Consider the following 25910-nt stretch of genomic DNA (forward strand, 5'->3'; position numbering starts at 1 on the left):
GCCTTGCGCCGCAAGGTCACACTGTGTGGATCGGAGGTGACGCGTGCCGCGATCCGAGGTGCCCAAGCGGGAGTTGATCGGCCAGCGACAGTCGCCCGGAGGTCGGGACCGGCTGCCGGCCGGTGGGCTGGAATTCTTCGCGTTGCTCGCACGGCTGCTGCGGCGACCCCGCCGCGGTGACCGGAGACTGCCGCTGCTCTGGCTGGTCCGTTCCGACACCTCGGATTTAATGGTGCCGCTGCGCCGATTTCTCGGCCAGGGGCCCCGGCGGCGGGTGCCGCACGCCGTGCTGGACGCCGACGCGCCGCCGGGTGCCGGGGACGTGCCCGCGTTGCTGCGCGAGCTGCACCGGCAGCTCTCCCTGGAGGCGTTCGGCGCCGCCCGGCTGCGTTTCCGGCACTACCCGCTCGCCGACTGGCTGATGCACCAGAGCCTCAGCTTCGGCGTCGACGCCGACGACAGCCGGGCGGCCCTGGTCCGCCGGCTGCGGGATCGCCGGGGCACGCGTACCCCCGAGGCGCTGCCCTCCGGTGGTGACGCGGTCAGCATCGTCTCGCAGGTGCTGCTCTGGCTGGTCCGCCGCGCCGTGCCGAGCGTGGTCTTCCGGGCCGCCGTCTCCGGCCGGGTGCCGGTGCTCGGGCGGCACTACAACTGGTTCATGCGCCAGCAGTATCTGGCGCCCCGGCAGTCGGTCACGTTCCTCGGCTTCGCCGAGCGCCTCACCGCCGGGTGGCGCGACGGCGAGCAACCCGACCAGGTCAACAAACTGCTGCTGCACGCGTTCCTGGAGGACCTGCGGCAGGCGTACCGGCGTCGGCCGTGGCGTCCGTCGGACTGGCGGCGCACCGCGTACCCGGCGCTGCTGCTCGACCACGTCGCCCCCGGCAACGTCGGCGGGGAGCTGGTCCGCCTGATCGGCGACGTCCGCACCGAGACCGGCCGCAACGACCCGCTGCTCATCGTCGCCTCCGGCGGGCGACCCCCACCGGAGCTGCCCGAACCGCACCCACTGACCGAGGCCGACGAGGCGTACGACGAGTGGGCCGAGGCGCTGCCGGAGATGCGGCGGCTGCGCCGCCCGGCCGCCTGGTTGGTGGCGTTGCGGCCCGACGACACCGACATCGGCCCACCGTCGCGGGGCGGAATGCGACCGTTCTCCGCGCCCGACCCGCCCTGGTGGTCGCGGCGCTTCCTGCCGGCCGCGCTCTGCCTGGTGCTGCTGGCCGCCGGCGGTGCGTGGGTGGGCAGCCGGTGGGGGCCGGGCTGCCACCCCTCGCTCACCGGCGGCCGGGTCTCGGTCGAGGTGGTCGCCAGCGGCGAGTGTGTCGGCTACAGCGACAGCGCCGCGCAGGTGTTCAACGACGACCCCGGTCAGGAGGGTCTGCGAAAGATCCAGCAGCGCATCTTCGCGCAGAACCGCGCCGCCGAGGAGGTGTGGCAGCGCAGCGAGCGACGCCGGCCCTTCCTCACACTGGTCTACCTGGGCACGCTCACCGGCAACCGGACCCGAGCCGACGAGGAGTCGTACGTCTCCGAGCGGGAGGAACTGGAGGGGATGGCGACCGCCCAGTACGCGTTGCTGAAGGAGTCGGCCGGCGCCGACGGTGCCGCGCTGCTGCGGATCGTGGTGGCCAACGGCGGCCGGCAGATGGTCTACGCCGACCGGGCGGTGGCGATGCTGGCCGAGCTCGCCCGGGACGACCCCACGGTGCTCGGGGTGGTCGGGCTGGTGGAGAGCCGGACCAGCACCGCGCGGGCGTTGCGGGAGCTGAACCAGATCGGGCTGCCGGTGCTGGCGCCCACGCTGTCGGCCGACGGGATGGACGCGAACTCCCGGCTCTACCTGCAGATCTCCGCGCCGAACAAGGATCAGGTGAAGCTTGTCGACGCGTACGCCCAACAGGTGCTGAAGGTCAACGAGGCGCACGTCTTCTACACGACCCTGGAGGGCAGTTCACTCACCGAGGACCTCTACGTGGGCACCCTCGTCGACGGGCTCCGACAACAGTTCGGTGCCCGGGTCACCCGCCTCGACGAGTGGCGCAACGGACAGCGGCTGGTCGACGAGTGCGGGTACCCCGGGCTGCTCTTCTACGCTGGTCGATGGTCGGAGTTCGACGGTTTCCTGCGGGCGCTGCGCGAGTGCGGCGGCAACCCGCCCCGACACCTCGTCACCGACGACTCGGTCAACCGGTACATGGCCAACCCGGGTCTGCGCGCCGCCGCGCCCGGCAACCTGCCCGTCACGTACGTCTCCAAGGCGTCCCTGGCCACCTGCGCGGCGCTGCGGGCCGCCCAGGACCGGCGCGATGACGACGCACGGGCCAGCTTCCTGTCCTGGATCCAGGCCGACGACCTGCTCGAACCGGCGCGCTGCCGGCCGGGCTCCGAGGAGCAGGTCGGCGAGCGGGTCAGCCTCGCCTACGACGCGTCGATGATGCTGGTCCGGGCGGTGGAAGGCCTCGCCGCCCGGCTGCACCACGCCGACCCTCGGCAACGCTGGGAGCCGACCTCGGTCAACCCGGTGGGCGTGCACGCGGAGGTGCTCCGGCAGAACGCCGGGCAGGGCTACCCGGGGGTGGCCGGGCTGATCCGCTTCACCCCCGATTCGGGCGAGCCGGTCGACAAGCGGCTGGCCCTGATGCGGGTGGAGCAGGTGCCCGACGTGGCGACGGCACCGGTGGAGGTGTTCCGCTGCGGTGCGGCCGACGCGTCCGGCCCGGCGGCGTGCGGCCCCGCCTGACCGGTCCGGCGGAACACGTCCTCGCAGGACTGTCCGGGTGCCACCGGTGTCCGTTAGGGTTCCTGGGACCAGGCGGCCGTGGCGTTGGGGGCAGAGGGTGGGCAGGCTCGCGTCGGCGTACGGGCAGGCGGTCAGATCCCACCGGGCGGCTCGGGCGCATCTGGACACTGCCCGCGGCGTCCTGGGGACGACGCCCACCGCCGTCGCGCCGATCGGCGCCGACGACCTGGTGGCCCGCCTCGCCCGCCTCGGCGGCGCCCTGGCCACCCCCGCACCGGGCGTCACCCCGCTGACGGACGAACCGACCGCGGTACGGATCGGCGAGGCGTCCACCTCGGACGGCGGGTTTCCGGTGCTGGTCCCGCTGGGCGGCGGCCACCACCTCGCCCTGGACACCGACGCCCGGGACCCGCGGGTCGCCGGGCTGCTGCGGGCGCTGGTGCTGCGGCTGGTCGCCACCGCGCCGCCCGGTCAGGTCCGCGTCGTCGGGATCGACACCGCTGCGCTCGGCGCGACCTTCGGCCCGCTTCGACCACTACTCGACGCCGGGGTGCTCGACCCGCCGGCCACCGCTGAGGGCGAGGTGGCCGCGCTGCTGGACGCCGCCGAGCGGCACGCCCGCGCCGCGCAGCACGCCCAGTCCGCCGCCCGGCACCTGCTGGTGGTGGTCGCCACCGCCGCGCCGCCGCCGCGCGAGCTGGCCCGGCTCGCCGCGCTCACCCACGCCGGCCCGGCCGCCGCCGTGTGCGTGCTGCTCGCCGGCCACCCGTCCCGGCTGCCCGGTGAGACCCCGACGCCGCTGGGCGGCACCACCGCGGTCCGGCTCGACCAGGGGTACGCCTACGTCGGCGACCCGCCCGGCACCCCGTTCAGCGCCGACGGCACCGGTCTCGCCGCTCCCGTACTGCTCGATGGTGACCCGCCCTCCGCGTCGGTACGCGCGCTCGCCGAGCACCTGGCCGCCGCCGCCCGCCGTTCCGACGCGCTGCCCTTCACCGACCTGCTGCCCGAGCGGCGCTGGGTCGAGTCCGCCGGCAACGGCCTGCGTACGGTGATCGGCCGGGCCGGCGGTGCCGCGCTGACGCTCGCCTTCGACGACGCCACCCCGCACTGGCTGGTCGGTGGGCGCACCGGCGCCGGCAAGACCGTCTTCCTGCTCGACGTCCTCTACGGGCTGGCAGCCCGGTACTCCCCGGCCGAGTTGCAGCTCTACCTGCTCGACTTCAAGGAGGGCGTGAGCTTCACCGAGTTCGTGCCCACCAGTCGGGACCCGACCTGGCTGCCCCACGCCCGTGCCGTCGGCATCGAATCCGACCGCGAGTACGGTCTCGCCGTCCTGCGCGAGCTGCGGCGGGAGGCGCAACGGCGGGCGACCGCGCTGAAGCGGCACGGCGTCACCAAACTCGCGGACCTGCCCCGGGACAATCCGCTGCCGCGCATCGTGGCGGTCATCGACGAGTTCCACGTGTTGCTCGCCGGCAACGACACGCTGGCCCGGGACTCCGTGGACCTGCTGGAGGAGTTGGCCCGCAAGGGCCGCTCGTACGGCATCCACCTGGTGCTGGCCAGCCAGAGCATGACCGGCATCGAGGCCCTCTACGGGCGGGCCGAGGCGATCTTCGGGCAGTTCGCGTTGCGGGTGGCGCTACCCGGCGGTGGCGGGGTGCTCGACCAGCTCAACACCGCCGCCGCGGCCCTGCCGGTCGGTTCCGCCGTCATCAACACCGCCGCCGGCGCGGTCGGCGCCGACACGGTGCTGCGCTTCCCCGACGCGCACGCCGCCGCGGCGGACCTGGCCGCGTTGCGCCACGACCTGTGGCAGGCCCGGCCGGCGGGCTCGCGGGCACCTGCGGTCTTCCGGGGGTACGAGGCCGCGCGGGTCGAGGACGACCCCACGTTCGCCGGGTTGCGGCCCGGTGGCCGGCGTCCGATGGCCCTGGTCGGCCGGACCGTCGACGTGCACGGCACCACCGCGCTGTTCCTGATGGACGCCACCCCCGGCCGGCACCTCGCCGTGGTGGGCACCGCACCGGCCGGCGCGGACGTGCTGCGCGCCGCGACACTCAGCCTGGCCCGCCAGCACAACCCCGGTGACGTCCGGTTCCAGCTGGCCTCCCTGGTCAGCTCCGCCGCCGGTGTCGCCGACGACACCGAAACGCTGCTGCGGGCCGCCGGGCACCCGGTGCAGCGCCTCGACGCGGCCGGGCTGCGCGACCGGATCGCCGCGCTGGCCGCCGAGCCCGCCGGCCGGGAGTACCTGGTGGTGTTCGGGATGGACGCCGCCGCGCCGGTCCTCGGGGCCACCGACCCGGGCACGTTCCGCTCCGGCCTGGACGACCTGCGTACCCTCCTTCGCCAGGGTCCCGGGCAGGGGGTGCACCTGCTCGGTTGGTGGCGGGGGCTGCGCCGGCTCGCCGACGACCTCGGCGGCACCCAGAACCGCGACGACGTCGCCTGTCTGGTGGCGCTCAACGTGCCCGGGAGCGAGTTGGCTCTGCACCTCGGGACGCACGACCTGGCCTACACACCCCGCGCCGACCGGGCGCTGCTGATCGACCGGCACGACCAGCGCACCCGGCTGATCGTCCCGTTCGCCGGCGAGGCGGACGAGCCGGACTTCGCCGGCCAGGCGGACGAGCCGGACTTCGCCGGCCAGGCGGACGAGCCGGACGGGGAGCGGTGACAGTGTCCTTCGAGGAGTACGCGGCGCTGGCCCGACAGCTCGCCGAGCAGCACCGAGCCGGGGAGCAGCACGCCGCCGCCGAGTCCGCGCGCCGCCGTGACCTGCACGCCGCCGTCGACTACCTGCACCAGCGGCTGACCGCCCAGGGGCAGCGTCTCGACCAGCTCGGCCAGGCGATCGGCGTCGACCAGCCGGCCGCCGGTCCCGCCCCGGGTCCGGGTCGTCCGAGCGAGACCGCCGCCTGGCCCGGCTCGCCGTCCAGCTCCGGCCCCGCCGGGTCCAGCCCTTCCACCGGGTCCGGCCCACCGTCCGGCTCCGGCGCTGGGTTCGGTCCTGGCTCGGCTGCCGGGTCCGGCCGGACGACCGGCTCCGGCGGCGGCTCGGCCGTCGGGTCCGACCCGTTCACCGCGGCCGGAACCGGGGACGGGGCATCCGACGGCGCAGCCGGCGCGCCGGGGCGGGCGGGTGTCGGGGCGTACCCCGAGGTGCCGGCGGGGGAGGCGCGGCTGGCGCTGCCGACGGCGGCGAGCCCGGCGGGCGCCGGGGTGTCGGCGCAGCGGGCGGCGGCGGTCGACCCGGTGGTGGAGCTGGAGCTGGCCCGGCGGATGGCCGACGAGGCCGACCGGCACGGGCAGCAGGCGGAGTTGCTGGCCCAGCGGCCGGCGCTCCTGCCGACGTGGTCGCCGCTGGCGCGGGCGGTCGCCGTCTACGCGGGCTGCGGGGCTGCCGCCGGGGTGGCCATGCTGGCCCTGGTGCTCGCCTCCGGGGTGGGCCTGGTGGACGGGTTCACCCTCGGCGCGTGGATCTGCGCGGGGTTGCCGGCGGTGGCGTTCTTCGGCGGGTACCTGGTGCTGGGCCGGTGGGGGCGGCCGGCCATGGTCGCCGGCACCCCGCCGCGCTATCTGCCGCTCGGGTTCCTGATCTGTTTCCTGCTGGTGCCGATGGCCTACTGCGCCTACCTGCTGCTGGTCCGCGGTCTGCGCTGATGACCGCCGACCTGGCCTCCGGACTGCGCTTCGCCGCGCAGCCGGTGGTCAGCGTGTTCGTGCCGGGCGTCCCGGCCGAGGTGCCGGAGTTCGCCGACGGCGGTGTCGTGCCGCTCGAGGTGCAGACGTACTCCCTCGAGTACGACGATCCGTACGCCTGTGTCACCGAGTACGACCTGGTCTTCGACGAGCTACCACCGCTCCTGCACCGCTACCTGGCCCACTGCCTGCGGGTCGCCTGTGCCGCCGGCGACACCGTGGTCTGGCTCGGCTTCGAGGGCTCGTTCCACTTCGACCACATTCTCAGCGCGGCCATCGCGCCGCAGGTGTACGGCGTGTGTGCGCCCGGTGGTGAGCCCGTCGTGGCCCAGGATCTGACCACTCTCAGGACGCCGGAGTGGCGTGTGGTCATCACGTCGCACGGGAGCCTGCTGTAGGGGCGCGATCCCGGTCACCTCTGCCGCGCCTGCGCTGACCCCGGCCTGGGGCGCCGCCGAGCGTGATCCACTCGGTTTCACTGAAGTCGGGGTGTCCGTGCCAGCCGGATGCCCCGACTTCAGCTATCTCGTGTCGATCTTGGGCTGGCACGCTGGTCAGACGTCTGCCGCGCCTGCCCGTCGCCGATCCGCGCCCTGCGCGGAGTCGTCCGCTGCGTGTGCGGCGGCCACCAGGACGTCGTCGAGGTCGCGGTCGGTGAGGCCCTCGTCTTCGAGCAGTCCGAGCAGCAGCACCGTCCGCGCGACGATCGCCGCGGCGTCGTGCGGCACCGGCGGACGCTCACCGAGCGCCGCCCACACCAGCGCCTCGGCCAGCACCGGGTCGACGTCGCGCCCGGTCGCGTCGTAGCGTTCCCGGGCGGACGCCACGAACCGGATCACCGGCGCGCGATCCTGCCCCGCGACGAACCGCCGCCGTACCGCCACCAACAGCGCACCGGCGAGCAGGTCCGCGTACCGTCGCCAGTCCGACTCGGCAAACCGGCCCAGCCGGCGTTCGTGGCCGCGCAGCCGCCCACTCAGCAGGCCGCGTAGCGCCGCGTGCGGATCGGTCACCATCGCCGCTCCCTGATCATCGTGAGTGCTCTCCGGTGCGAGCGTGACCCGGTCAGTCGATGCCGCCTGGTCACCAGTGCGCTCGCCGCCCGGCAGCCGCAGGCGATCACGGCGGCGCTATCGGCGTCGCCGGCCCGGTCGTGGTCGGCGGCGGTGGCCTGGTCGGTGTCGTCGTGGCTGGCCCTGTCGTGGTCGGCGGCGGTGGCGTGGCCGGTGTCGTGGCTGGTTGGCTGGGGCGGCGCGGGCGGTGCCGCCGGCTCTTCGGTCGGTGGCGCCACCGGGTGCTCGGGAGGTACCGCCACCGCACATTCGGTCAGTGCCGCCACCGAACGCTCGATCCGGCAAGTGCCGACCGCGAGCCGGGCAACGACAAGGTCCAACCGGGTGATCGCCGCCGCGAGGTGCCGGGCCGCGACCACGTCCGCCACGTCCCGGGTACGCCGCAGCCGGTCCTCGGTCGCGCCCAACCGCCAGCGGACAGGGGCGGCCAGCACGGCGGCCCGGTCCGCGTCGATCCGAGCAGCGTGCAGACCGGCGAGCAGGTCCCCGACCGAGCCTCCCGGTGACTCCCGATCGGCGGCCAAGCCGGCGTAGACCAGGCTCAGCGCCCGCCAGCACTCCGTCACCGCGTCCTGCCAGGGCAGCCGCCGGCCGGGCGGCCCCGCCCCGTGCAACTGCGCGCCGGCCCGGTCGGCAGCGGAGATGGTGGCCAGCCAGGCGGCACGTAGGTCGTCCAGAGCGTCCGCGCTCATTCGCCCGCCTCGGCACTGGACTTGACCAGCAGGGCGAAGCGCACATCGGTACAGGGGTAGTCGACACCGCACTCGCAGAGCCAGCGACGCACCACCCGGGGCGGGTGGGCGAAGAGGACGTCGTCGGCGTCCTCGACGTCCTGATCGGACACGAGGCGTTGGGGTTTCTCGGGCGGGGCTGGGGCTGGTCGGTCGGTGGGGGATTCGTCGGGTCGATCGGGCATCGGGCCTCCCGTCGGGTTGTCTCCTAGGCTGCTCACGGCTTCTGCGTCGGGGCGGCGTGCGGGCACGCCCCGGGACGCCCGGCCGAACGGGGGGACCGACCGACCGGGCGCTTCCTGCGCGGTGGGAACGACCAGCTCCGGGTTTGCAGACCTGGGAGCCAGCCGAGGGCAAGCTTATATAACAGGTCATGTACGCGCAAGCATCGACCACACATTGCTTGCTATACAAAGTTCCTCGTGATCAAATGGCAGGGCAGACCTGGGAGATACCAATGCCCGCCAAAGCGAAGTGGGCGCTGATCGCCGACGGCATCCGCGCTCAGATCAAGTCCGGCGAACTTGCGCCGGGAGACAAGCTGCCCTCGACCTCCGAGCTGTGCCGTCAGCACGACGTCTCGGCCATCGTCGTTCGCCAGGCCATCAACGCGCTCAAGATCGAGGGCTTGGTGGAGGGTGTTGGTGGCGTCGGGGTGTTCGTCGCCGAACGCTGAACCTGTGGATGCCATGCGATCTTAGAAGGAAAGTGCCCCTGGAAGGGCCGAATTCTTCCAAGATCTACCGCAGTGGGGTCGCTGATGCGCGATCAGGCGGTCGCGCTGGGTGCCTGGATCTCGTACGCTCCCATGTGGTCTCCGCCGGTGCGGTGGTGGAGGCGATGGTCGATCATGGGGAGGTGCGCGTGAGCGCAGCACAGATCATCGCGAGGTTGGCGGCGGCGTCGCAGAAGCTGGACGAGGCAAAGGCCAAGACCGCAGCGGCAGCACAGGACGCCGCAGAGGCGCGAGCGCTCGTCGCCGGTGCGCTGGAGGGTGTAGCCGCCGGTCCGCTGGTCGGCATGATCGATTCGTATCGTCAGGCGCTGGCGCAGGCGTCCCAGGGTGGCGACCCCGCCAAGCAACACGTGCAGGAGACGATCGCCAAGGTCCGAGCACTGGGAAACTGACCACGGGTGGTGGCAGTGCCCGCCGGAAGTGATCGCTCAGGAGATCGTCGAGGACCTGGAGGCGGCGCTGCGCGAATTCGCCGCCATCGCGGACGCCCTGTCATCGCGCGCCGCCCAACCCACGGACACCTGAGCAGGCGCAGGCGGCGTCAGCACTGGTGACCGGTGTGTCGCTATGGGTAACCGGTGCGATTCGATAGGCTCCCTGGTATGACCGGATCGGTGAGCAAGAGGTCGTTCTTGCTTCCGCAGGACGTGGCGGAGCGCTTGGAGCGTGAGCCCAACGCCAGCGCGTACGTGGTCGACACGATCCGGGCACGGATGCGTGCCGAGGATCTCGATGCCGAACTGGCTCGCCGGGGCATGACCGTGACGGCGGAGGGGCAGGCCCGTGCCAGGGCCCAACGCGCTCAGGTCGAGCAGGAATGGTCGCCGGGGCGACGCGCCGCGCTGCGTGACCGTTCCCGTCGCGCGGCAGCGGAGATGCTCGACGGCTCCGGCAGCCAGGCTCCGGCGGCATGACGAGTCCCGACGCGCCCTCGGTCCGGCTGATACTGGATCGGTCCGCGCTGCTCGCCTACGTGGCCGGATCCAAGGATGTTGCCGAGCCGATCCACGAGGTCGCTCAGGACGGCGTTCGATTCGGTGTGCCGGCGGTAGTCGCGGCCGAGGTCCTGGCCGTGGTGGACGATCCGGGCGATCGAGTGGCGCTGCACCGACTGCTCGAACGTCCCGCCTGCGCGGTGCTGCCCACCTGGGGTGAGGATTGGCAGGAGTTGGCGTACTGGCGCGTGGTCACCGGTCGAGTTGACCTAGCCGCTGCCGTGATGGCTGTCCTGGAGCACGACGCCTCGGTGCTGACCAGCGAGGTCAAGGCGTACGGCGACGGCGGTGACCTTCCGGTCATCCGCTTCCCTGGCTAGGGCGCCCGGCTAGAGCGCCCGCTCGATCACGACGACGGGGATCTCGCGGTCGGTGCCCTTCTGGTAGCGGGCGTACGTCGGGAAGACCTTCGTCATGACGGGCCACAGCCGCGCCCGCTCCTCGCCCGTCGCCGTCCGGGCCCGCCCGCTGAACCGTTCCGCGCCGACCTGCACCTCGACCGTCGGGTCGGCGCTCAGGTTCAGATACCAGGCCGGGTGCGTGCTGGCGCCTCCGTTGGACGCCACCAGCAGGTGGTTGTCGCCGTCGCGGCCGTACATCAGTGCGGTGCGGCGTAGTTTGCCCGTGCGGCGTCCGCGCGTGGTGAGCAGCAGCGACGGTACGCCGTAGAAGGTGTCGCCGTCGGCGCCGTCGGTCTGCACGTAGCGCCGGATGTGCTCGGCGACCCACCCGACCGGGCTGTCCTCGATCGTCTCGTGCTGCTCCTGTGCCGTCACGGCATCGTCTCCTTCGTGGGGCCGGTTCGGAAGTGGGGCCGGTTCGGAGGTGGGGCCGGTTCGGAGATGGGCCGGCTCGGAGGTACGCCGGTCAGGATGTCGCGGTGGACTGTCCACTGCGGTCGGCCGACTGGGTGCCCTGCCCGGGGCGGGTGGTCAGCACCTGGGGGCCGGCCTCGGTGATCGCGACGGTGTGCTCGGAGTGGGCCGTCCGTGAGCCGTCCGCGGACCGGATCGTCCACCCGTCCTCGTCAAACTTGATCTTGTCGGTGCTGCGGCAGAACCACGGCTCGATCGCGATCGTCAGACCGGGCTTGAGCGTCATGCCCCGGCCGGGGCGGCCCTTGTTGGCGACGTGCGGGGCCTCGTGCATGGTACGGCCGATGCCGTGGCCGCCGAACTCGTTGTTGACCTGGTAGCCGTAGCGGTGGGCGACCTCGCCGATGGCGGCGGAGACGTCACCGAGCTGGTTGCCCGGCTGTGCGGCGTCGATCGCGGCGGCAAGCGCGACCTCGGTGGCCTCGATCAGCTTGAGGTCTTCCGGGGTGGGGGTGCCGACGATGACGGACAGCGCGGAGTCGGCGACCCAGCCGTTGATCCCGACCGCCATGTCGATGCTCAGCAGGTCACCGTCGCGCAGCACGTAGTCGTGCGGCAGGCCGTGCAGTACGGCGTCGTTGACCGAGAGGCACAGGACGTTGCGGAACGGGCCGCGGCCGAACGACGGCGCGTAGTCCCAGTAGCACGACTCGGCGCCCCGCTCCTTGATCCGACGGCGGGCGTGGCGCTCGAGGTCCATCAGGTTGACCCCGACGGCGGCGGCCTCCCGCAGCTCCGCCAGCAACTCGCCGACGAACTGGCCGGTCACGGCCATCCGTTGGATTTCCTCGGGGGACTTAAGCTCGATCACGACCAACCCTCCCTGTCCGTAGCGGTATATTTATACCACGTCTCGGCGCGTCCGCCCGGATGGCGTTGCTGGTCCGCTGCGGCAGATCTATCCTGCTCACATGGTTCGCCCACCGCTCACCCCCGCGCAGATCGCCGCGGGTCAACGTCTCGGTGCGGCGCTTCGGGTCGCGCGAGGTGGCCGTCCCCTCGTCGAGGTGGCCCTGGCGGCCGGCATCTCGCCGGAGACGCTCCGCAAGATCGAGGTGGGTCGGCTCCCGGCACCCGCTTTCGGCACGGTGGTCTGCCTCAGTGAGGTCCTCGGCGTCCAGCTCAGCGACCTGGCCGAGGTGTGGCTGGCCGACCTGCGCGTCCGCGAAGCGTCCTGACCGAACGGCCGCGCGAGCACGACACCCACCGGCCAACCAGGCGAGCGGCACCCGGGCGGGCAGCCGCCCGCGCGAGCAGCACCCGCACGAGCAGCACCCGCACGAGCAGCACCCGCACGAGCACGACACGCACCGGCCGACCACGCGAGCGGCAAGCACACCATCAGCCGCGCGAGCGCGGCAGGCAGCACTTCTTGTACTTGGTGCCCGATCCGCACCAGCACGCGTCGTTGCGGCCGGGCGGCCAGGCCCGCAGGTCGGGGCCGGTGAGCGAGTCGGCGTACTCGTCCTGGGTCTCCTCGTCGGTGGGGTCGCTGCCCTCGCTGTCGGCGAAGGCCGCCAGGTCCGCGACCGTGCCGACGGCCACACCCAGGTCCGCGCCGCCCATCCCGGACGCGTCGACGAGGGCGCGTTCGATCTGGGCGCGGTGCTCGTCCCACGTGGCGGGGTAGCTGTCGACGAGGGTGGGCCAGCGCAGCAGCAGGGCGTTGAACTCCGTCTGCGGCCAGAACAGCAGCGTCGCCGGGCCGTCGTCGAGGGCGTCGAGCGCGTGGTCGCTCGCGGCGCGCAGGCGGTCGGCGAGGTTGTCGTACTCGTCGTGCGGTAGGCCCATCTCCTCGCGCAGGTCGTGTCGCTGCTGGGCCAGGCCGTAGATCATGGCGGCGGCCTCGTCCTGGGCGTCCTCGGACTCGTGCTGCTGGGTCCGGGTCCGTTCCAGGATGGCGTCCAGCGCCCCGGTGAGCCATTCCAGCGCCGTGTCGCTCTGACCGGACTCGGCCAGCTCGTCGATCAGGTACATGGAGTCGGGGTCGGTTTCCAGCAGCGGACGCAGGGCGGTCAGTTCGGCCATGCCCTCGTCGGTACGCCCGAGGCGCAGCAGCAGGCCGCCGCGCACCCCTCGCGCGTACGCGTTGTCGTCCGGCTGTTCGGCGATGGCGCGGGTGGCCAGCGTGAGCGCGTCGGCCAGGTCGCCGGCCTGCTCCAGGATGTCCACGGCGACCAGCAGGGCGTACCCGGTGTCGTCCGGGTCGGCGACGCGCCCCTCGTCGACGGCGCCCACCAACTCGGCGACGAGCGCGGCCGGGTTCGGGCTCTCGAAGCCCAGTGAGCCGATCTCTTCGATGCGGTCGGCGGTCAGCAACTCGGACATGGGCGCATCCTGAAAGACGACGGACGGTGGGTGGGGGAGCGGCCAGCGTACTCCGGAACATGGCGCGGCCCGGGCGGCGAACCGCCCGGGCCGCGCCACGAACCGTCAGCGGGTCGCGGGCATGGTGGCGAACTCGCCGGCTAGCTCCGACTCGACGATCGTCGTGGTGGACGGCCGGCGACCGGCCGACGCCCGCCGGGCGGACGGGACGGCGAGGGCCGCGAGCGCGGCGGCCAGGGCGATGGCCGTGAGGACGAGAAACCCGGTCGTGAAGCCGGCCTCCCGGGGCAGGCCGTTGGCCTGCGGGTGCGCGGTGATCACGCCGCTGACCACGGCGGCGCCGATCGCGCCTCCGATGGTGCGGATGTTGGCGTTCATGCCGGTCGCCACGCCGGTCTGGCTGGCCGGCACACTTCCGACGATCAGGTTGGCCATCGACGCGAAGGCCAGACCGATGCCGAGGCCGACCAGGCCGCCGGCGATGGCGACCTCCCAGCGGGTGTCGTGCGCGGCGGCGAGCATCGCCGAGGCGGCCACGTTGAACGCGGCGCCGGTGGCGAGCTGCGCCTTGGCGCTGAAGACGGCCTGGAGTCGGCCGGCGACGAGGCCGGCGACGAACATCGCGACGAGCATCGGCAGCATGAGCAGACCGGCCTGGCTGATGCTCGCCCCGAAGCCGTAACCGGCGGCGGTGGGGGTCTGCACGAACTGCGGCAGGAACGCATAGACGGAGAACATCGACGCGCCGTAGAGCAGGGCGACCAGGTTGGTGGTCCAGACTCCGGGCAGGCGCATCATCCGCATGTCGATCAGCGGGTTCTTCGAGCGCAGTTCGGCGACCAGCCAGCCGACCAGCAGCACCACGGCGAGCGCCAGCAGGCCGAGCACCCGGGCCGACGTCCAGCCCCAGGCCGCGCCCTGGCTGATCGGCAGCAGCAACGCCACCAGCCAGCCGGAGAGCAGCAGGGTGGCACGCCAGTCGATGCGCCCGGGGGTCCGGACCGGCGACTCGGGGACGAACAGGTGGGCGGCCACGGCCGTCAGCCCGACCACGACCATCGGGATCCAGAACAGCCAACGGTAGTCCAGCGTGGTGACGATCGGGCCGGCCAGCACGATGCCCAGGCCACCGCCGACGGCGACGATCGCCGAGATGGAGGCCACAGCCGTGGAGACCCGCGCGGCCGGGAACTCGTCGCGGATGATGCCGAACGACAGCGGGAAGACCGCTCCGCCGATGCCCTGCACGACCCGGGCGAGGATGAGCACGCCGATGTTCGGCGCGATGGCGGCCAGGAGGCAGCCGAGCGCGAGCGCGGCGAGCGAGACGACGAGCATCCGCTCCTTGCCGACCATGTCGCCGACCCGTCCGAGGATCGGCGTGAAGATCGACGCGGAGAGCAGGTAGGCGGTCAGGACCCAGGTCACGGTGTTCTGGGAGGTGTGCAGATCCTGCTGGATGGTCGGTAGTACCGGGGTGATCAGCGACTGGAGCATCGCGAAGAACCCGGCACCGGCCGCGAGCACGGTGAAGGTGAGCCGGCGCGAGCTGCGCCGGGAGATTGCTGCCACGAGAGAAAACTCCCTGAGTACGTACTGAGCCCGTCGTCTGCGACGGGCAGGGCTGTCGGGTCCGGGCGATCGGGTGGCCAGGCGGCGATCGGGCGGACCCCGAGGTAAGCTAAGCGGAGGCAGGCCTCCGGGGTTTCCGGAGGGGTGCCTCCACTAAGTTAGCGGAGGGTTGCCTCCGGATGCAACCAGGTTGAGGTGACGCACGTCATGACCAGCGCGGGGCAGGCGCCCGAGGTCTTCGCCCAGCGGCCCAAGCGGGCCGATGCGCGGCGTAACTACGACGCGCTGATCGCGGCGGCGCGCGAGGCGTTCGCCGAGAACGGCGCGGCCGCCTCCCTGGAGGACGTGGCCCGGCGGGCCGGGGTGGGCATCGGCACGCTCTACCGCAACTTCCCCAGCCGACGGCACCTCTTCGAGGCCGTCTACGTCGAGGAGGTCCGGGCGCTGAGCCGCTCGGCCGAGGACCTCGGCGAGCTGCCCCCGTGGGACGCGCTGGTCGCCTGGCTGCACCGGTTCGTCGCGTACGTCGCCACCAAGCGGGCGCTCGCCGAGCAGCTGCTGCACGACTCGGAGATCTTCACCAGCTGCCGGACGGAGATCTACGCCGCCGGTGAGCCGCTGATGCGCCGCGCCCAGGATGCCGGCGTGGTCCGTGCCGACGTCGGCTTCGATGACGTGGTGCGCCTGATCAGCGGCCTCACCATGGCGCAGTTCCCGTCGCCCGAGCAACGCGACCGGGTGCTCGGCGTGGCCCTGGACGGGCTGCGCGCCACCGTGCGCTGACCCGACGTCAGCGGTCGACCAGCAGCAGCCACTCGTCGTCGAGCCGTTCCACCACCGTGCCCGTCGGCCAGCGGTGACCCAGGTCGACAACCGCCCTGGCCTGATCGACCTGCGGTGGCCGGCTGAACTCCGCGTCACGGAAGCTGGTCATGCGGTGGAACCGGGACCGGCCGAAGTTCGCGGCGTCGGTGAAGCGCGCCCGGTCGAACAGCGCCTCCGCGCCGAACACCGTCCAGCGGAACAACGCCATGCCCCGGAAGCGGACGGAGTGGAAGGTGGCCGACCGGCCGAACTCGGTGTGCTCCATCGACAGGGCAGCGTCGAAGACGGCCTCCTGAAACGTGGTGGCGTCCTCGAAGCAGGTCGCGTCGAAGCTGGTCGGCTGGCCGAAGGTCGTCCGGCGGAATGAGGTCAGGTCGGCGAAGGTGGACCGCCGACAGGACAGGCCCCCGGTGAACGCGGCCCCGTCGAAGCTGGCCACACCGCCGATGCGAGCGCCGTCCAGCAGGACCTCACCATCCGCCGCTAGCCCGTCGAAGGCCACGTCGCCGAAGGTCGCCGCCCCGAGCAGGAGACGCCCCTGGGCCGTCGCGCCCGCGAAGGTGGTCGTGCCGGTGAACGTCGCCGCCGTGAAGTTCGCGTCGACGAGCGTGCAGCCCGTGGCGTCGAAGTCGACGAGCGCGGCACCGGTCAGGTCCAGCACCACCTCCGGCCAGTGGGCCGCGTCGTCCGCGCGCAGGTGCCGGGTGAGCACGCTCTGCGCGGTGCGCCGGACCTCCGTCTCGCGCGACTCGCCGTCCGGCGCCGGCATCCGCAGGTACGCGCAGAGCACCGCCGTGATCGTCGGGCGCTGCCCCGGATTGTCCTGGCCGAGGCGCTCCAGCGCGTGCAGGCCGCCAAGGCGTACCGCCGCGCTGTCGTTGCCGAGCAGCTCGACGGCCCGGGTGTAGAGCTCGGTCAGCCGGCGCTCGGCCGCGTCGTGCTCGGCCGCTCCGGACTGCCGGTCCTGCTGGCGTTGCGCCGCCTCGGCCACCGACTCGACGTGCGCCTGCACCCGGTCCCGGTGTGCCTGGTCGCGGGCGGCGACGCTCTCCTGGTGCCGTTGCGCGCGTTCGGCGATCCACTGGCGACGGGCGGCCAGCAGCAGGGCCAACCCTCCGCCGGTGCCGGCGACCACGGTCAGGCCGGTGCGGATCGCGTCGATGCGCAGCGTGGCGCGGGTGTCCGGCTGGCTGGCCCGGTCGGCCTCGGCGAGCAGCAGGTCGAGCACCAGCCAGCCCAGGGCGGCGGCGACCAGCAGACCGACCAGCACGAGCCACCACGGCATCACCCGTAACTGGCGCTCGGGAGGTTCCTCGGCGACCACGGCCACAGCATGCCATTCGCGCTCACCACCCGGGGGTGCGCGGCGGTGAATGTCGGGTGGGCGACGTTCCTGGGAAAGGATGTGCCGGACATCAGACGTGCTCGATAACCTGCCGCCGCGCTGCGGGCCGCCCGGGAGCCCGGTGCGGACGCCGCCGACTGACGGCGGCGTCCGCACCGGGAATCAGCTCGCCTTGGCCAACGACTCGAACTCGTCGTCGGTGAGCCGCACGTCGGCCGCGCCCACGTTCTCCTCCAGGTGCGCCACCGAGGACGTACCGGGGATCGGCAGCATCACCGGCGAGCGGCGCAGCAGCCAGGCCAGCGCGAGCTGCGCGGGCGACGCGCCGTGCGCGGTGGAGATGGCGTCCAGCGGGCCGCCGGGGCGGGCCAGCTCACCGGTGGCGATCGGGAACCACGGGATGAACGCGAGGTCGTTGCGCTCGCAGTACTCCAGGACGTCCTCGGCGCTGCGGTTGGCGAGGTTGTACAGGTTCTGCACAGAGGCGATCGTGGTGATCGCGCGTGCTTGCTCGATCTGCGCCACGCTCACCTCGGACAGCCCGATGTGTCGGATCTTGCCCTCCTGCTGCAACAGCGCCAACTCGCCCAGCTGGTCGGCGAGCGGCACCTTCGGGTCGATCCGGTGCAACTGGTAGAGCGGGATCGAGTCCAGGCCGAGGTGGCGCAGGCTCAACTCACACTGCTGGCGCAGATACTCCGGGCGGCCCACCGGACGCCAGTCGCCCGGGCCGGAGCGCGTCAGCCCGGCCTTGGTCGCGATGACCAGGTCCTCGGCGTACGGGTGCAGAGCCTCACGGATCAGCAGCTCCGAGACGAACGGCCCGTACGAGTCGGCGGTGTCGATGAACGTCACGCCCAGCTCGACGGCCCGGCGCAGGACCCGGACCGCCTCCGCCGGGTCCTTCGGGTCACCCCAGACACCCGGGCCGGTGATCTGCATCGCCCCGTAACCGAGCCGGTTGACGGTGACGTCTCCGCCGATCCGGTACGTGCCGGACGCCTTCGCGGGCTGCTCACTGATGTTTGTCGCCATGGGTAGATCATCCCCCGCACGTCGACAGGCATGCCGCCCGTTGGCCGACTGTGTGCGTGGACACGCCGTGTTCGGGTCGAGGCGGATTGCCGGCAAGCGCCCGGTACGACCGGGGTGTCCGTGCGACGCTGGCGGGGCCCGTGCCGTTCGGCGCGGCGGCGAAGGGAGCACCCATGGCGGGAGTGCCGCAGGTCAACTTCGCGCTCGACACGTACGAGTGCATCGTGATCTATCCCGGCGCGGCCGGACGCGTCCTGCCCGCCGAGACCGTGCAGCGGTTGCAGGCCGAGCACGCCGAGCACATGCAGGCGCTACAGCGAAGCGGCATCATCCTGGTCGCCGGTTCGGTGGACGGGCCGGCCCGCGAGCCGGAGCCACCGATCGGCTTCGGTCTGGCCCGCACCGGCAGCGTCGACGACGTCCGCAGCGTGCTGGAGGCCAACCCGGCAGTGCAGGCCGGGCTCTACCGGGTAGACGTGCTGACCTTCCTCTGTCCGGCCGGTTCACTGGAGTTTCCGCTGGTCAAGACAGAAAGCTGACTGCTCGGTCAATCGGTGGCTGTCGTGATGGCGACGGCGCTCGGCGGTCTGCCGGTGTTACGGTCGCGCCCAGCGAGGGCCGCCGCCGGGGCGCACCCGGAAGCCATGGGTCGGCCCCGGTCGAGGAGTCGCCATGATCTCCGCCGCCACCCCCGATGTCGCGAGGGCCACCACCCGGCTGCGCGCCCTGCTCGGCGACCGGCTGTACGAGCCGGGTGATCCCGCGTACGCCACCACCACGACGCTCTGGAACGGCGCGGTCCAGCGCACACCCGTCCTGGTGGCGCACTGCCAGAACGGCGACGAGGTGGCCCACGCGGTCCGTATCGCCGCCCGCTGTCACCTGCCCCTGTCGGTCCGCTCCGGCGGGCACGACTGGGCCGGCCGGGCGCTGCGCGACGGCGGCCTGGTGCTCGACCTGACCGGTCTGCGCGCCGTTCAGGTCGACCCGGACGCCGCGACGGTGACCGTTGGTGGCGGCGTCACGGCCACCGGGCTGCTCGCCGCCACCCGTCCGTACGACCTGGTGGTGCCCACCGGCACGGTCGGCGACGTGGGAATGGCCGGGCTCAGCCTCGCCGGCGGGTACGGCCCGCTGTGCGGCCGGTTCGGGCTGACCCTGGACAGCCTGCTCGGCGCGGAGGTGGTCCTCGCCGACGGCCGCCGGGTCACCGCCGACCCCCGACACGACGCCGAGCTGTACTGGGCGCTGCGCGGCGGCGGTGGGAACGTCGGCGTGGTCACCGAGCTGCGGTTCCGCGCGCACCGGCTGCCCGGCGTGCTGGCCGGCATGATCATGTTCCCGCTGGCCGAGGCGACGGCCGTGCTGCGCGGTTACGGCGCGCTCGTCGCCGAGGCCCCGGACGAGCTGACCGTGATGACCGGCTTCCTGCCCGGCCCGGCCGGCGAGCCGGTGATCTTCGTCTGCCCGTTCTACAGCGGCCCGGACCTGGACGCCGGGCTGCCGTGGATGGCCCGGCTGCGCGCCCTGGGCACCCCACTCGTCGACCAGATCGCCCCGATGGCGTACGCGGACGCGCTGCGGATGTTCGACGGCGGCATGGTCGACGGCAACCACTACCTGCTGCGGACCCGCTGGCTGCCGGCACTCACCGACCGCGCGGTGGACGTGCTCGCCGACGCGGCCCGGCAGGTCAGCTCGCCGTTCTCGGCGCTGGCCGTGCACCACTTCCACGGCGCGGCCACCCGGGTCCGGCTCGCCGACACGGCGTTCGGCCTGCGCGGCGCGCACCTGCTGGCCGAGATCATCGCGGTCTGGCCGCCCGGCGAGCAGGCCGGGCCGCACCGCGAGTGGGCCGAGCGCACCTCGGCGGCGCTCGCCCCGCACGCCCTGCCCGGTGGATACCCCAACCTGCTCGCCCCGGAGCAGACCGACCGGGTCCGGCTCGCCTACGGCGCGAACTGGGCGCGGCTGCGTCGGGCCAAGCGCCGCTACGACCCGCGTGAGCTGCTCACCGCGGTGCCCACCCTGCCCCCGTCGGGGCACTGATGACGGGCCGTCGCCGGGAGCACCCCGACAGCGCGCGGCACCGGAGGCGTACGATTCCCGGCGCGCGGTCGCCGTTGCCCGTCGCCACAACGTTCCCGGTGCGGTTCCGCCCGCCGGCCCGACGCGCGCCGCGCGTCGTTGGACACCTGTTCCGCTGCCTGCAATGGGTCGGCCCCGCGTCCGACCTGAAGGAGAGACTAGCCTGATGGGCGTGACACGCCGTGTGAAGATCGTCTGCACCCTTGGTCCCGCCACCTCGTCCCCGGAGCGCATCCGGGGTCTGGTGGAGGCCGGCATGAACGTGGCGAGGCTCAACTTCAGCCACGGCAGCCACGCCGACCACGAGGCGGTCTATCGACTGGTCCGGGAGGCGTCCGAGGCGGCAGGCAAGCCGGTTGCCGTCCTCGCCGACCTCCAGGGCCCCAAGATCCGGCTCGGTCGGTTCGCCGACGGCCCGCACGAGTGGCGTACCGGCGACTCGGTCGTGATCACCGGTGACGACATCCTCGGCACCAAGGAGCGGGTCTCCTGCACCTACACCAAGCTGCCGCACGAGGTGAAGCCCGGTGACCGCCTGCTGATCGACGACGGCCGCGTCGCCGTCGAGGTCACCGACGTCACCGGCAACGACATCCGTTGCCTGGTCACCGAGGGCGGCCCGGTCTCCAACAACAAGGGCGTCTCGCTGCCGAACGTGGCGGTCAGCGTGCCCGCCATGTCGGAGAAGGACGCCGAGGACCTGCGCTTCTCCCTGGGCCTGGGCGTCGACCTGGTCGCGCTGTCCTTCGTCCGCTCGGCCGAGGACATCAAGCTCGTCCACAACATCATGGCCGAGGAGGGCGTCTACCGCCCGGTGCTGGCCAAGGTCGAGAAGCCGGAGGCGGTGGAGCACCTCGAGGCCATCGTGCTGGCCTTCGACGGCGTGATGGTCGCCCGCGGTGACCTCGGCGTCGAGATGCCGTTGGACCAGGTCCCCCTGGTGCAGAAGCGTGCCGTGCAGCTGTGCCGGGAGAACGCCAAGCCGGTCATCGTGGCCACCCAGATGCTCGACTCCATGATCGAGAATTCCCGCCCCACCCGGGCGGAGGCCTCCGACGTCGCCAACGCGGTGCTCGACGGCGCGGACGCGGTCATGCTCTCCGGCGAGACCAGCGTCGGCAAGTACCCGGTGCTGACCGTCAGCACCATGGCCAAGATCGTGACGACCACCGAGGCCGGCTCGATCGGCGTGCCCCGGCTCCAGCACGACCCGCGTACCCACGGTGGCGCGCTCACCGTCGCCGCCTCGTCGATCGCCCGCGCCATCAACGCCAAGGCCCTGGTCGCCTTCTCGCAGACCGGTGACACCGTCCGACGGCTGTCCCGCCTGCACTGCGACCTGCCCCTGCTGGCGTTCACGCCGGTCCCCGAGGTGCGTGACCAGCTCGCCCTCACCTGGGGCGTGGAGACGTTCCTGATGCCGTTCGTGCAGCACACCGACGACATGTTCCGCCAGGTCGACCAGGCGCTGCTCGGCCTCGACCGGGCCAACCCCGGCGACTACGTGGTGATCGTGGCGGGCAGCCCGCCCGGCACCCCCGGCTCGACCAACACGCTGCGCGTACACCAGCTCGGCTCGCTTGTCGACGCGGCGTCGGCGCGGGCGCTGCAGTGAGCGACGGTCGGGTCGCGGTCGGCCAGGCGGCGGTCGACCAGCTGCTGGAAGTGCTGGACCTCGACCCGACCGGCGACATGGCCTTCCGGGGGATGAGCCCCCCGGTCGGCCCACAGCGGGTGTACGGCGGTCAGGTCGCCGGTCAGGCCCTGGTCGCCGCCGGCCGCACCGTCGACCCGGAGCGGTTCGTGCACTCGCTGCACGGCTACTTCGTCCGCCCCGGCGACCCGGCCGAGCCGATCGCGTACCAGGTGGAGAACATCCGCGACGGCCGGTCCTTCTCGGTCCGCCGCGCGGTCGCCCTGCAGCACGACAAGCCGATCTTCTTCATGTCGGCGTCCTTCCAGCGGGCCGAGGAGGGCCTGGATCACCAGGTCACCGCCCCCCTGGACGTGCCGCCGCCGCAGGACGTGCCGACGATGTCCGACCGGCTCTCCCGCTACCCGGAGCGGCTGGGCATGTGGGGTCAGATCCCGCGCCCGATCGACGTGCGTTACGTCGGCGAGCCCGGTTGGGTCCGTCCCGGCGACCGGCCGGCCGACCCGCACCAGCGCGTCTGGATGCGCATCGACGGCAAACTGCCCGACGACCCGCTGCTGCACGCCTGCGCGCTCACCTACGCTTCGGACCTCACCCTCCTGGACTCGGTGCTCTCCGCCCACGGTGAGGTGTGGGGGCCGGGCGGGCTGGTCGGCGCGAGCCTGGACCACGCGCTCTGGTTCCACCGGCCCTTCCGCGCCGACGAGTGGTTCCTCTACGACTGCCTGAGCCCGTCCGCGTCCGGCGCTCGTGGGCTGGCCACCGGGCGGATGTTCACCACGGACGGCCAGCAGATCGCCAGCGCCGTCCAGGAGGGCCTGCTGCGCCGCGTGGGTGCCTGACACCGTCGATGGCGTCCCCGGCAGACCCGGGCGGCGCTGACGCCGGTCAGGCCTGGTGAATGGCCTCGCCGGCGATCTCGATCTGCACCGTCTTGCCGACCAGGACCCCGCCGCTCTCCAGCAGGACGTTCCAGAGCAGGCCGTAGTCCTCGCGGTTGATCTCGGCCGTCGCGCTGAACCCGAAGATGTTCTGCCCGTACGGATCCTGACGGGCACCGCCGAAATTCACCTCCAGGTCGACAGCCCGGGTGATTCCTTTCACGGTCAACTCACCGGTCAGCACGAATCGCCCGGGTGTGCCCTCGGACTGCGGCGGGACAATCGGACTCCGCCCCCGTCCACCGAGCCGGTGGCTGCGCAGGCGTGCCCATTGGAAGATGGGATCCTCCTGGCCCTGCCATTTGATACCGGTGCTTCGATATTCGAGGGTGGGATAGCGCTCCACGTCGAGGAAGTCGGCACTCTTCAGATGTGTGTCCCGGTCGACACTTCCGGTGGTGATGCTGGCCGACATGATGGTCGCCGTCACCGAGGAGAGCAGCGGGTCCTCCGCCACGAAGATCTGTGCGGTGGCCTCGGCGAACTCGCCGCGCACCGGGCTCACCATCATGTGCCGGGACAGGAAACCGATCCGCTTGTGCGCCTGATCGAGAAGATAGGTGCCAGCGACCGGGATGGTCATGCCATCCCAGGTGCGTGTGGCGATATCGGTCATCGTGTTGCCTTCCCCCCGATGTTTATCAATGTGCTGCCCGGCGCCGCTGCAACGGTCTGGCGGTCGCGCCCCCGCCCAGCATAAGGACGCCCCAGACCGGCATTCCGGCCCCCACCTCACGGTGGATCATGGCGCACTTCGACTGGTCCTCGTCGAACGCCGGAACCGGCGTGAATTGCACGGGTCCCATCGATGCCTGTCCGTTCGGCCGAGGGTCGCCCGCCCGCCCGGTTGACCGGGGGCTAACCTTGCCGACATGCGCCTCTCCGCCCGGGTCGACTACGCCCTCCGCGCGGCCGCCGAGCTTGCCGCGACGGCCAGTGGTCCTGGGCGCGGCCGGCCCGTCACGGCCGACCAGATCGCCCGTGCCCAGGAGATCCCGCCAAAGTTCCTGGAGAGCATCCTGCTGCAACTGCGCCGGGGCGGCATCGTGCACGCCCAGCGCGGCCCGGAGGGCGGCTACTGGCTGGCCCGCCCGGCCGAGGAGATCTCGCTCGCCGAGGTGATCCGGGTGATCGACGGCCCGCTCGCCCACGTCCGCGGGCAGCGCCCCGAGCAACTCGGCTACCACGGCCCGGCCCGCGCGCTCCAGGAGGTCTGGATCGCCCTACGGGCCAGCGAACGGGAGATCCTGGAGTTGGTCAGCGTCGCCGACGTGGCCGCAGGCACCCTGCCCCCGCGGATCACCGAGCTGGTCGCCGACCCGCGCGCCTGGATCTGAGCACCGCCCCACCCCACCGGGCCGGCTCGCCGCCCCATCCCACCGGGCCGGCTCGCTGGCCTACCGCGCTGGCCGACCGCGCTTCGCCGGCCCACCGCGCTGGTCCGGTTCGCCGGCCGACCGCGCTGGCCCACTGCACCGGCCAGGTCCGCCGGTGTCGCACTGGTCACCCGCGCTGCGCCGCCGCGTCTCCGGCCGTGACCGTGTCACGCTGCCGTGTGGCGCGGCGGCGTCTGCCGCGGCGCGGCTCGTATCGACCGTGGTGCGTCGCGTGGTGGCGTCCCATCCACCGATCAGAGGCTTGACCGCGGCCGCCCCGTGCCGCATTGTCGACCAAGTCGATAGGAGATACCGAAAAGTCAGGGGGCGCTCGTGCGCAAGCTGCTGGTTCTCGCTCTGGTCGGGCTCGTCGCGCAGCTGATCGACGGCTCGCTCGGCATGGCGTACGGGCTGACCTCGTCCACTCTGCTGCTGGTCGCCGGGGTCGCCCCGGCCGCCGCCTCGGCCTCGGTGCACCTGGCCGAGATCGGCACCACGCTCGCCGCCGGGTTCGCGCACTGGCGCTTCGGCAACGTCGACTGGCGGGTGGTCACCCGCATCGCCCTGCCCGGTGCCATCGGTGCCTTCGCCGGTGCCACCGTCCTCAGTTCGATCTCGACCGAGGCGGCCGCGCCGTGGATGGCAGGCATCCTCTTCACGCTCGGCGCGTACCTGCTGGTCCGCTTCGCCCGACCGCTACGCACCGACCGCGTCGGCAGCCGGCTTCGCGGACGTTTCCTCGGCCCCCTGGGCCTGGTCGCCGGCTTCGTCGACGCGACCGGCGGCGGTGGCTGGGGTCCGGTGGCCACCCCGGCGCTGCTCGTCTCCGGACGTATGGAGCCCCGCAAGGTGATCGGCTCGGTGGACACCGCCGAGTTCGTCGTGGCCGGTGCGGCAAGCGTCGGCTTCCTGATCGGGCTGGGCACCGAAGGATTCCTGCTCCCGACCGTCGCCGCGTTGCTGATCGGCGGACTCATCGCCGCCCCGCTGGCCGCCTGGCTGGTGCGCATCGTGCCCGCCCAACTTCTCGGCGCGGCGGTCGGCGGCGTGATCGTGCTGACCAACGCCCGCACGCTGATCCGCTCCGCCGAACTCGACGGCCCGGTCCGCCCTGTCACGTACGCCCTGTTGGCCGCCGGCTGGCTGGCCGCACTGGTGCTGGCCGTGCGTGCCCTCCGCCGCACCCGCCGGGCTCGCGCCGAAGCCGCCGAGGCCGCAGGCGCTTCCCCCGCCGCGACCGTGTCCGCCGCGACCGTGTCCGCCGAATTGCCCGTCGTTGCTTCCGCCGGCGCGGTCGCGGCCGATCTCGCCGCCACGGGTACGCCCATCCCTCGCTGAACCCATCTGGGGGGAGCGGGGTGAAGCGAAGCCCGGTCAGACGTCGTGATTGCGACGGTTGAGTCACCAAGATCGTGCTCGATCGTGGATGTAGTGGCTTCCCCGCGCTTCGTGGCCACTACATCCATGATCGAGCATGACCTTGACGGCCGAGGATGTCTCGACACCCGCTCCCGGCCCTTCAGGCGGGCGCTCGCCCGCAAGATCCGCGCAAAAACAGGGATGTTGCTGCCTCGCGCGCGTCGGAGGCAGCAACATCAGGGAAGTTGCGTAGATCTTGGTGCGAGGCGCGAGGCGCGAGGCGCGAGGCGCGAGGCGCGAGGCGCGGGGTGCGGGGTGCGAGGCGCGGGGCGCGAGGCGCGAGGCGCGGGGCGCGGGGCGCGAGGCGCGAGGCGCGGGGGTACGGGCACCCCTCGCTGAACCCACCTGGGGGCGCGGATGTAGCGAAGCCCGGTCAGACATCGCGAACGCCACGGTCGAATCACCATGATCGTGCTCGATCATGGACGTAGTGGCTTACCGACGCATCGAGGCCACTACATCCACG

Annotated in this window: 26 protein-coding genes; 16 read left to right on the top strand and 10 right to left on the bottom strand. The window is 72.6% G+C overall.

All coding sequences use genetic code 11. From position 1 onward, the window contains the following. The first annotated feature begins 43 nt into the window (after positions 1-43). From AB0C25_RS18030 to AB0C25_RS18045, 4 genes are all read left to right on the top strand, one after another. A complete protein-coding gene (locus AB0C25_RS18030; protein WP_357374385.1) occupies positions 44-2743 on the top strand; it encodes a hypothetical protein in 2700 nt (899 codons plus the stop codon). Between the two features lie 97 nt (positions 2744-2840). Continuing rightward, positions 2841-5426: an FtsK/SpoIIIE domain-containing protein gene (locus AB0C25_RS18035; RefSeq protein WP_357374387.1), complete on the top strand. Its 2586-nt coding sequence runs from the start codon at positions 2841-2843 to the stop codon at positions 5424-5426. 2 nt (positions 5427-5428) lie between these two features. After that, entirely contained in the window at positions 5429-6412 is a 984-nt protein-coding gene (locus tag AB0C25_RS18040) for a hypothetical protein (protein ID WP_357374390.1), read from the top strand. Continuing rightward, the gene (locus tag AB0C25_RS18045) at positions 6412-6849 is read left to right on the top strand and encodes a hypothetical protein (RefSeq protein WP_357374392.1); all 438 of its coding nucleotides are present in this window, start codon (positions 6412-6414) and stop codon (positions 6847-6849) included. The genes AB0C25_RS18040 and AB0C25_RS18045 overlap by 1 nt, the downstream gene beginning before the upstream one ends. A gap of 156 nt (positions 6850-7005) precedes the next feature. Here the strand turns inward: AB0C25_RS18045 and AB0C25_RS18050 are convergent, their stop codons facing one another. Genes AB0C25_RS18050 through AB0C25_RS18060 form a run of 3 tightly spaced genes read right to left on the bottom strand, consistent with a single transcriptional unit; the run spans position 7006 to position 8368 of the window. Further along, entirely contained in the window at positions 7006-7467 is a 462-nt protein-coding gene (locus AB0C25_RS18050; RefSeq protein ID WP_357374394.1) for a hypothetical protein, read from the bottom strand. Further along, positions 7461-8216 (bottom strand): hypothetical protein, encoded by a 756-nt coding sequence (locus AB0C25_RS18055; protein WP_357374396.1) that lies wholly within the window; start codon positions 8214-8216, stop codon positions 7461-7463. Before AB0C25_RS18055 ends, AB0C25_RS18050 begins: the two co-directional genes overlap by 7 nt. Beyond that, the gene (locus AB0C25_RS18060) at positions 8213-8368 is read right to left on the bottom strand and encodes a hypothetical protein (protein WP_357374398.1); all 156 of its coding nucleotides are present in this window, start codon (positions 8366-8368) and stop codon (positions 8213-8215) included. Before AB0C25_RS18060 ends, AB0C25_RS18055 begins: the two co-directional genes overlap by 4 nt. Before the next feature lie 317 nt (positions 8369-8685). On the opposite strand from AB0C25_RS18060, the gene AB0C25_RS18065 reads away from it, so the two are divergent. The 4 genes from AB0C25_RS18065 (at position 8686) to AB0C25_RS18080 (ending at position 10306) form a co-directional block, all read left to right on the top strand. After that, positions 8686-8931 (top strand): winged helix-turn-helix domain-containing protein, encoded by a 246-nt coding sequence (locus AB0C25_RS18065; RefSeq protein ID WP_357374400.1) that lies wholly within the window; start codon positions 8686-8688, stop codon positions 8929-8931. Positions 8932-9095: 164 nt separating this feature from the next. After that, positions 9096-9383 (top strand): DUF6244 family protein, encoded by a 288-nt coding sequence (locus AB0C25_RS18070; RefSeq protein WP_231394634.1) that lies wholly within the window; start codon positions 9096-9098, stop codon positions 9381-9383. 210 nt (positions 9384-9593) lie between these two features. Beyond that, positions 9594-9905, top strand: coding sequence for a hypothetical protein (locus AB0C25_RS18075; RefSeq protein ID WP_357374402.1), 312 nt, complete (start codon positions 9594-9596; stop codon positions 9903-9905). Further along, a complete protein-coding gene (locus AB0C25_RS18080) occupies positions 9902-10306 on the top strand; it encodes a hypothetical protein (RefSeq protein ID WP_357374404.1) in 405 nt (134 codons plus the stop codon). The genes AB0C25_RS18075 and AB0C25_RS18080 overlap by 4 nt, the downstream gene beginning before the upstream one ends. Before the next feature lie 9 nt (positions 10307-10315). Here AB0C25_RS18080 and AB0C25_RS18085 read toward each other — a convergent pair whose 3' ends face one another. Both AB0C25_RS18085 and map read right to left on the bottom strand, forming a co-directional pair. After that, positions 10316-10762 (bottom strand): nitroreductase family deazaflavin-dependent oxidoreductase, encoded by a 447-nt coding sequence (locus AB0C25_RS18085; protein WP_357374406.1) that lies wholly within the window; start codon positions 10760-10762, stop codon positions 10316-10318. 91 nt (positions 10763-10853) lie between these two features. Beyond that, positions 10854-11672 carry a type I methionyl aminopeptidase gene (gene map, locus AB0C25_RS18090; RefSeq protein ID WP_357374408.1) on the bottom strand — a complete coding sequence of 273 codons (819 nt, stop codon included), beginning with the start codon at positions 11670-11672 and terminating at the stop codon, positions 10854-10856. Positions 11673-11772: 100 nt separating this feature from the next. Between map and AB0C25_RS18095 the strand changes: the two genes are divergently transcribed. Further along, the gene (locus AB0C25_RS18095) at positions 11773-12039 is read left to right on the top strand and encodes a helix-turn-helix transcriptional regulator (protein ID WP_357374410.1); all 267 of its coding nucleotides are present in this window, start codon (positions 11773-11775) and stop codon (positions 12037-12039) included. Positions 12040-12202: 163 nt separating this feature from the next. On the opposite strand, the gene AB0C25_RS18100 is transcribed toward AB0C25_RS18095, so the two are convergent. Continuing rightward, positions 12203-13189, bottom strand: a complete 987-nt coding sequence (locus AB0C25_RS18100; RefSeq protein WP_357374413.1) for an SEC-C domain-containing protein — start codon at positions 13187-13189, stop codon at positions 12203-12205. A gap of 105 nt (positions 13190-13294) precedes the next feature. Further along, positions 13295-14761 carry an MFS transporter gene (locus AB0C25_RS18105; RefSeq protein WP_357374415.1) on the bottom strand — a complete coding sequence of 489 codons (1467 nt, stop codon included), beginning with the start codon at positions 14759-14761 and terminating at the stop codon, positions 13295-13297. A gap of 207 nt (positions 14762-14968) precedes the next feature. Here AB0C25_RS18105 and AB0C25_RS18110 point away from each other — a divergent pair, with 207 nt between their 5' ends. Continuing rightward, positions 14969-15544 carry a helix-turn-helix domain-containing protein gene (locus tag AB0C25_RS18110; protein WP_357374417.1) on the top strand — a complete coding sequence of 192 codons (576 nt, stop codon included), beginning with the start codon at positions 14969-14971 and terminating at the stop codon, positions 15542-15544. 7 nt (positions 15545-15551) lie between these two features. Here AB0C25_RS18110 and AB0C25_RS18115 read toward each other — a convergent pair whose 3' ends face one another. Then, positions 15552-16910: a pentapeptide repeat-containing protein gene (locus AB0C25_RS18115; RefSeq protein WP_357374419.1), complete on the bottom strand. Its 1359-nt coding sequence runs from the start codon at positions 16908-16910 to the stop codon at positions 15552-15554. Between the two features lie 183 nt (positions 16911-17093). Continuing rightward, positions 17094-17966 carry an aldo/keto reductase gene (locus AB0C25_RS18120; protein WP_357374421.1) on the bottom strand — a complete coding sequence of 291 codons (873 nt, stop codon included), beginning with the start codon at positions 17964-17966 and terminating at the stop codon, positions 17094-17096. A 173-nt stretch (positions 17967-18139) separates the two neighbouring features. Here AB0C25_RS18120 and AB0C25_RS18125 point away from each other — a divergent pair, with 173 nt between their 5' ends. The 4 genes from AB0C25_RS18125 to AB0C25_RS18140 all read left to right on the top strand — a co-directional run bounded on the left by AB0C25_RS18125 (position 18140) and on the right by AB0C25_RS18140 (position 22550). Then, on the top strand, positions 18140-18505 hold the full coding sequence (locus tag AB0C25_RS18125) for a YciI family protein (RefSeq protein ID WP_357374423.1): 366 nt from the start codon (positions 18140-18142) through the stop codon (positions 18503-18505). Between the two features lie 133 nt (positions 18506-18638). After that, a complete protein-coding gene (locus tag AB0C25_RS18130) occupies positions 18639-20015 on the top strand; it encodes an FAD-binding oxidoreductase (RefSeq protein WP_357374426.1) in 1377 nt (458 codons plus the stop codon). A gap of 205 nt (positions 20016-20220) precedes the next feature. Next, positions 20221-21669 (top strand): pyruvate kinase, encoded by a 1449-nt coding sequence (gene pyk, locus AB0C25_RS18135; protein WP_357374428.1) that lies wholly within the window; start codon positions 20221-20223, stop codon positions 21667-21669. Further along, positions 21666-22550 carry an acyl-CoA thioesterase II gene (locus AB0C25_RS18140; RefSeq protein WP_357251239.1) on the top strand — a complete coding sequence of 295 codons (885 nt, stop codon included), beginning with the start codon at positions 21666-21668 and terminating at the stop codon, positions 22548-22550. The genes pyk and AB0C25_RS18140 overlap by 4 nt, the downstream gene beginning before the upstream one ends. A 46-nt stretch (positions 22551-22596) precedes the next feature. Here the strand turns inward: AB0C25_RS18140 and AB0C25_RS18145 are convergent, their stop codons facing one another. Further along, positions 22597-23265, bottom strand: a complete 669-nt coding sequence (locus AB0C25_RS18145) for a YceI family protein (protein WP_357374430.1) — start codon at positions 23263-23265, stop codon at positions 22597-22599. Positions 23266-23521: 256 nt separating this feature from the next. Between AB0C25_RS18145 and AB0C25_RS18150 the strand changes: the two genes are divergently transcribed. Together AB0C25_RS18150 and AB0C25_RS18155 are read left to right on the top strand one after the other, a co-directional pair. Then, the gene (locus AB0C25_RS18150) at positions 23522-23986 is read left to right on the top strand and encodes an Rrf2 family transcriptional regulator (protein WP_357011130.1); all 465 of its coding nucleotides are present in this window, start codon (positions 23522-23524) and stop codon (positions 23984-23986) included. Positions 23987-24358: 372 nt separating this feature from the next. Further along, positions 24359-25363, top strand: coding sequence for a sulfite exporter TauE/SafE family protein (locus AB0C25_RS18155; RefSeq protein ID WP_357374432.1), 1005 nt, complete (start codon positions 24359-24361; stop codon positions 25361-25363). Positions 25364-25910 lie beyond the last annotated feature (547 nt).

The sequence above is a fragment of the Micromonospora sp. NPDC048839 genome (assembly GCF_040649915.1).
GTDB lineage: Bacteria > Actinomycetota > Actinomycetes > Mycobacteriales > Micromonosporaceae > Micromonospora.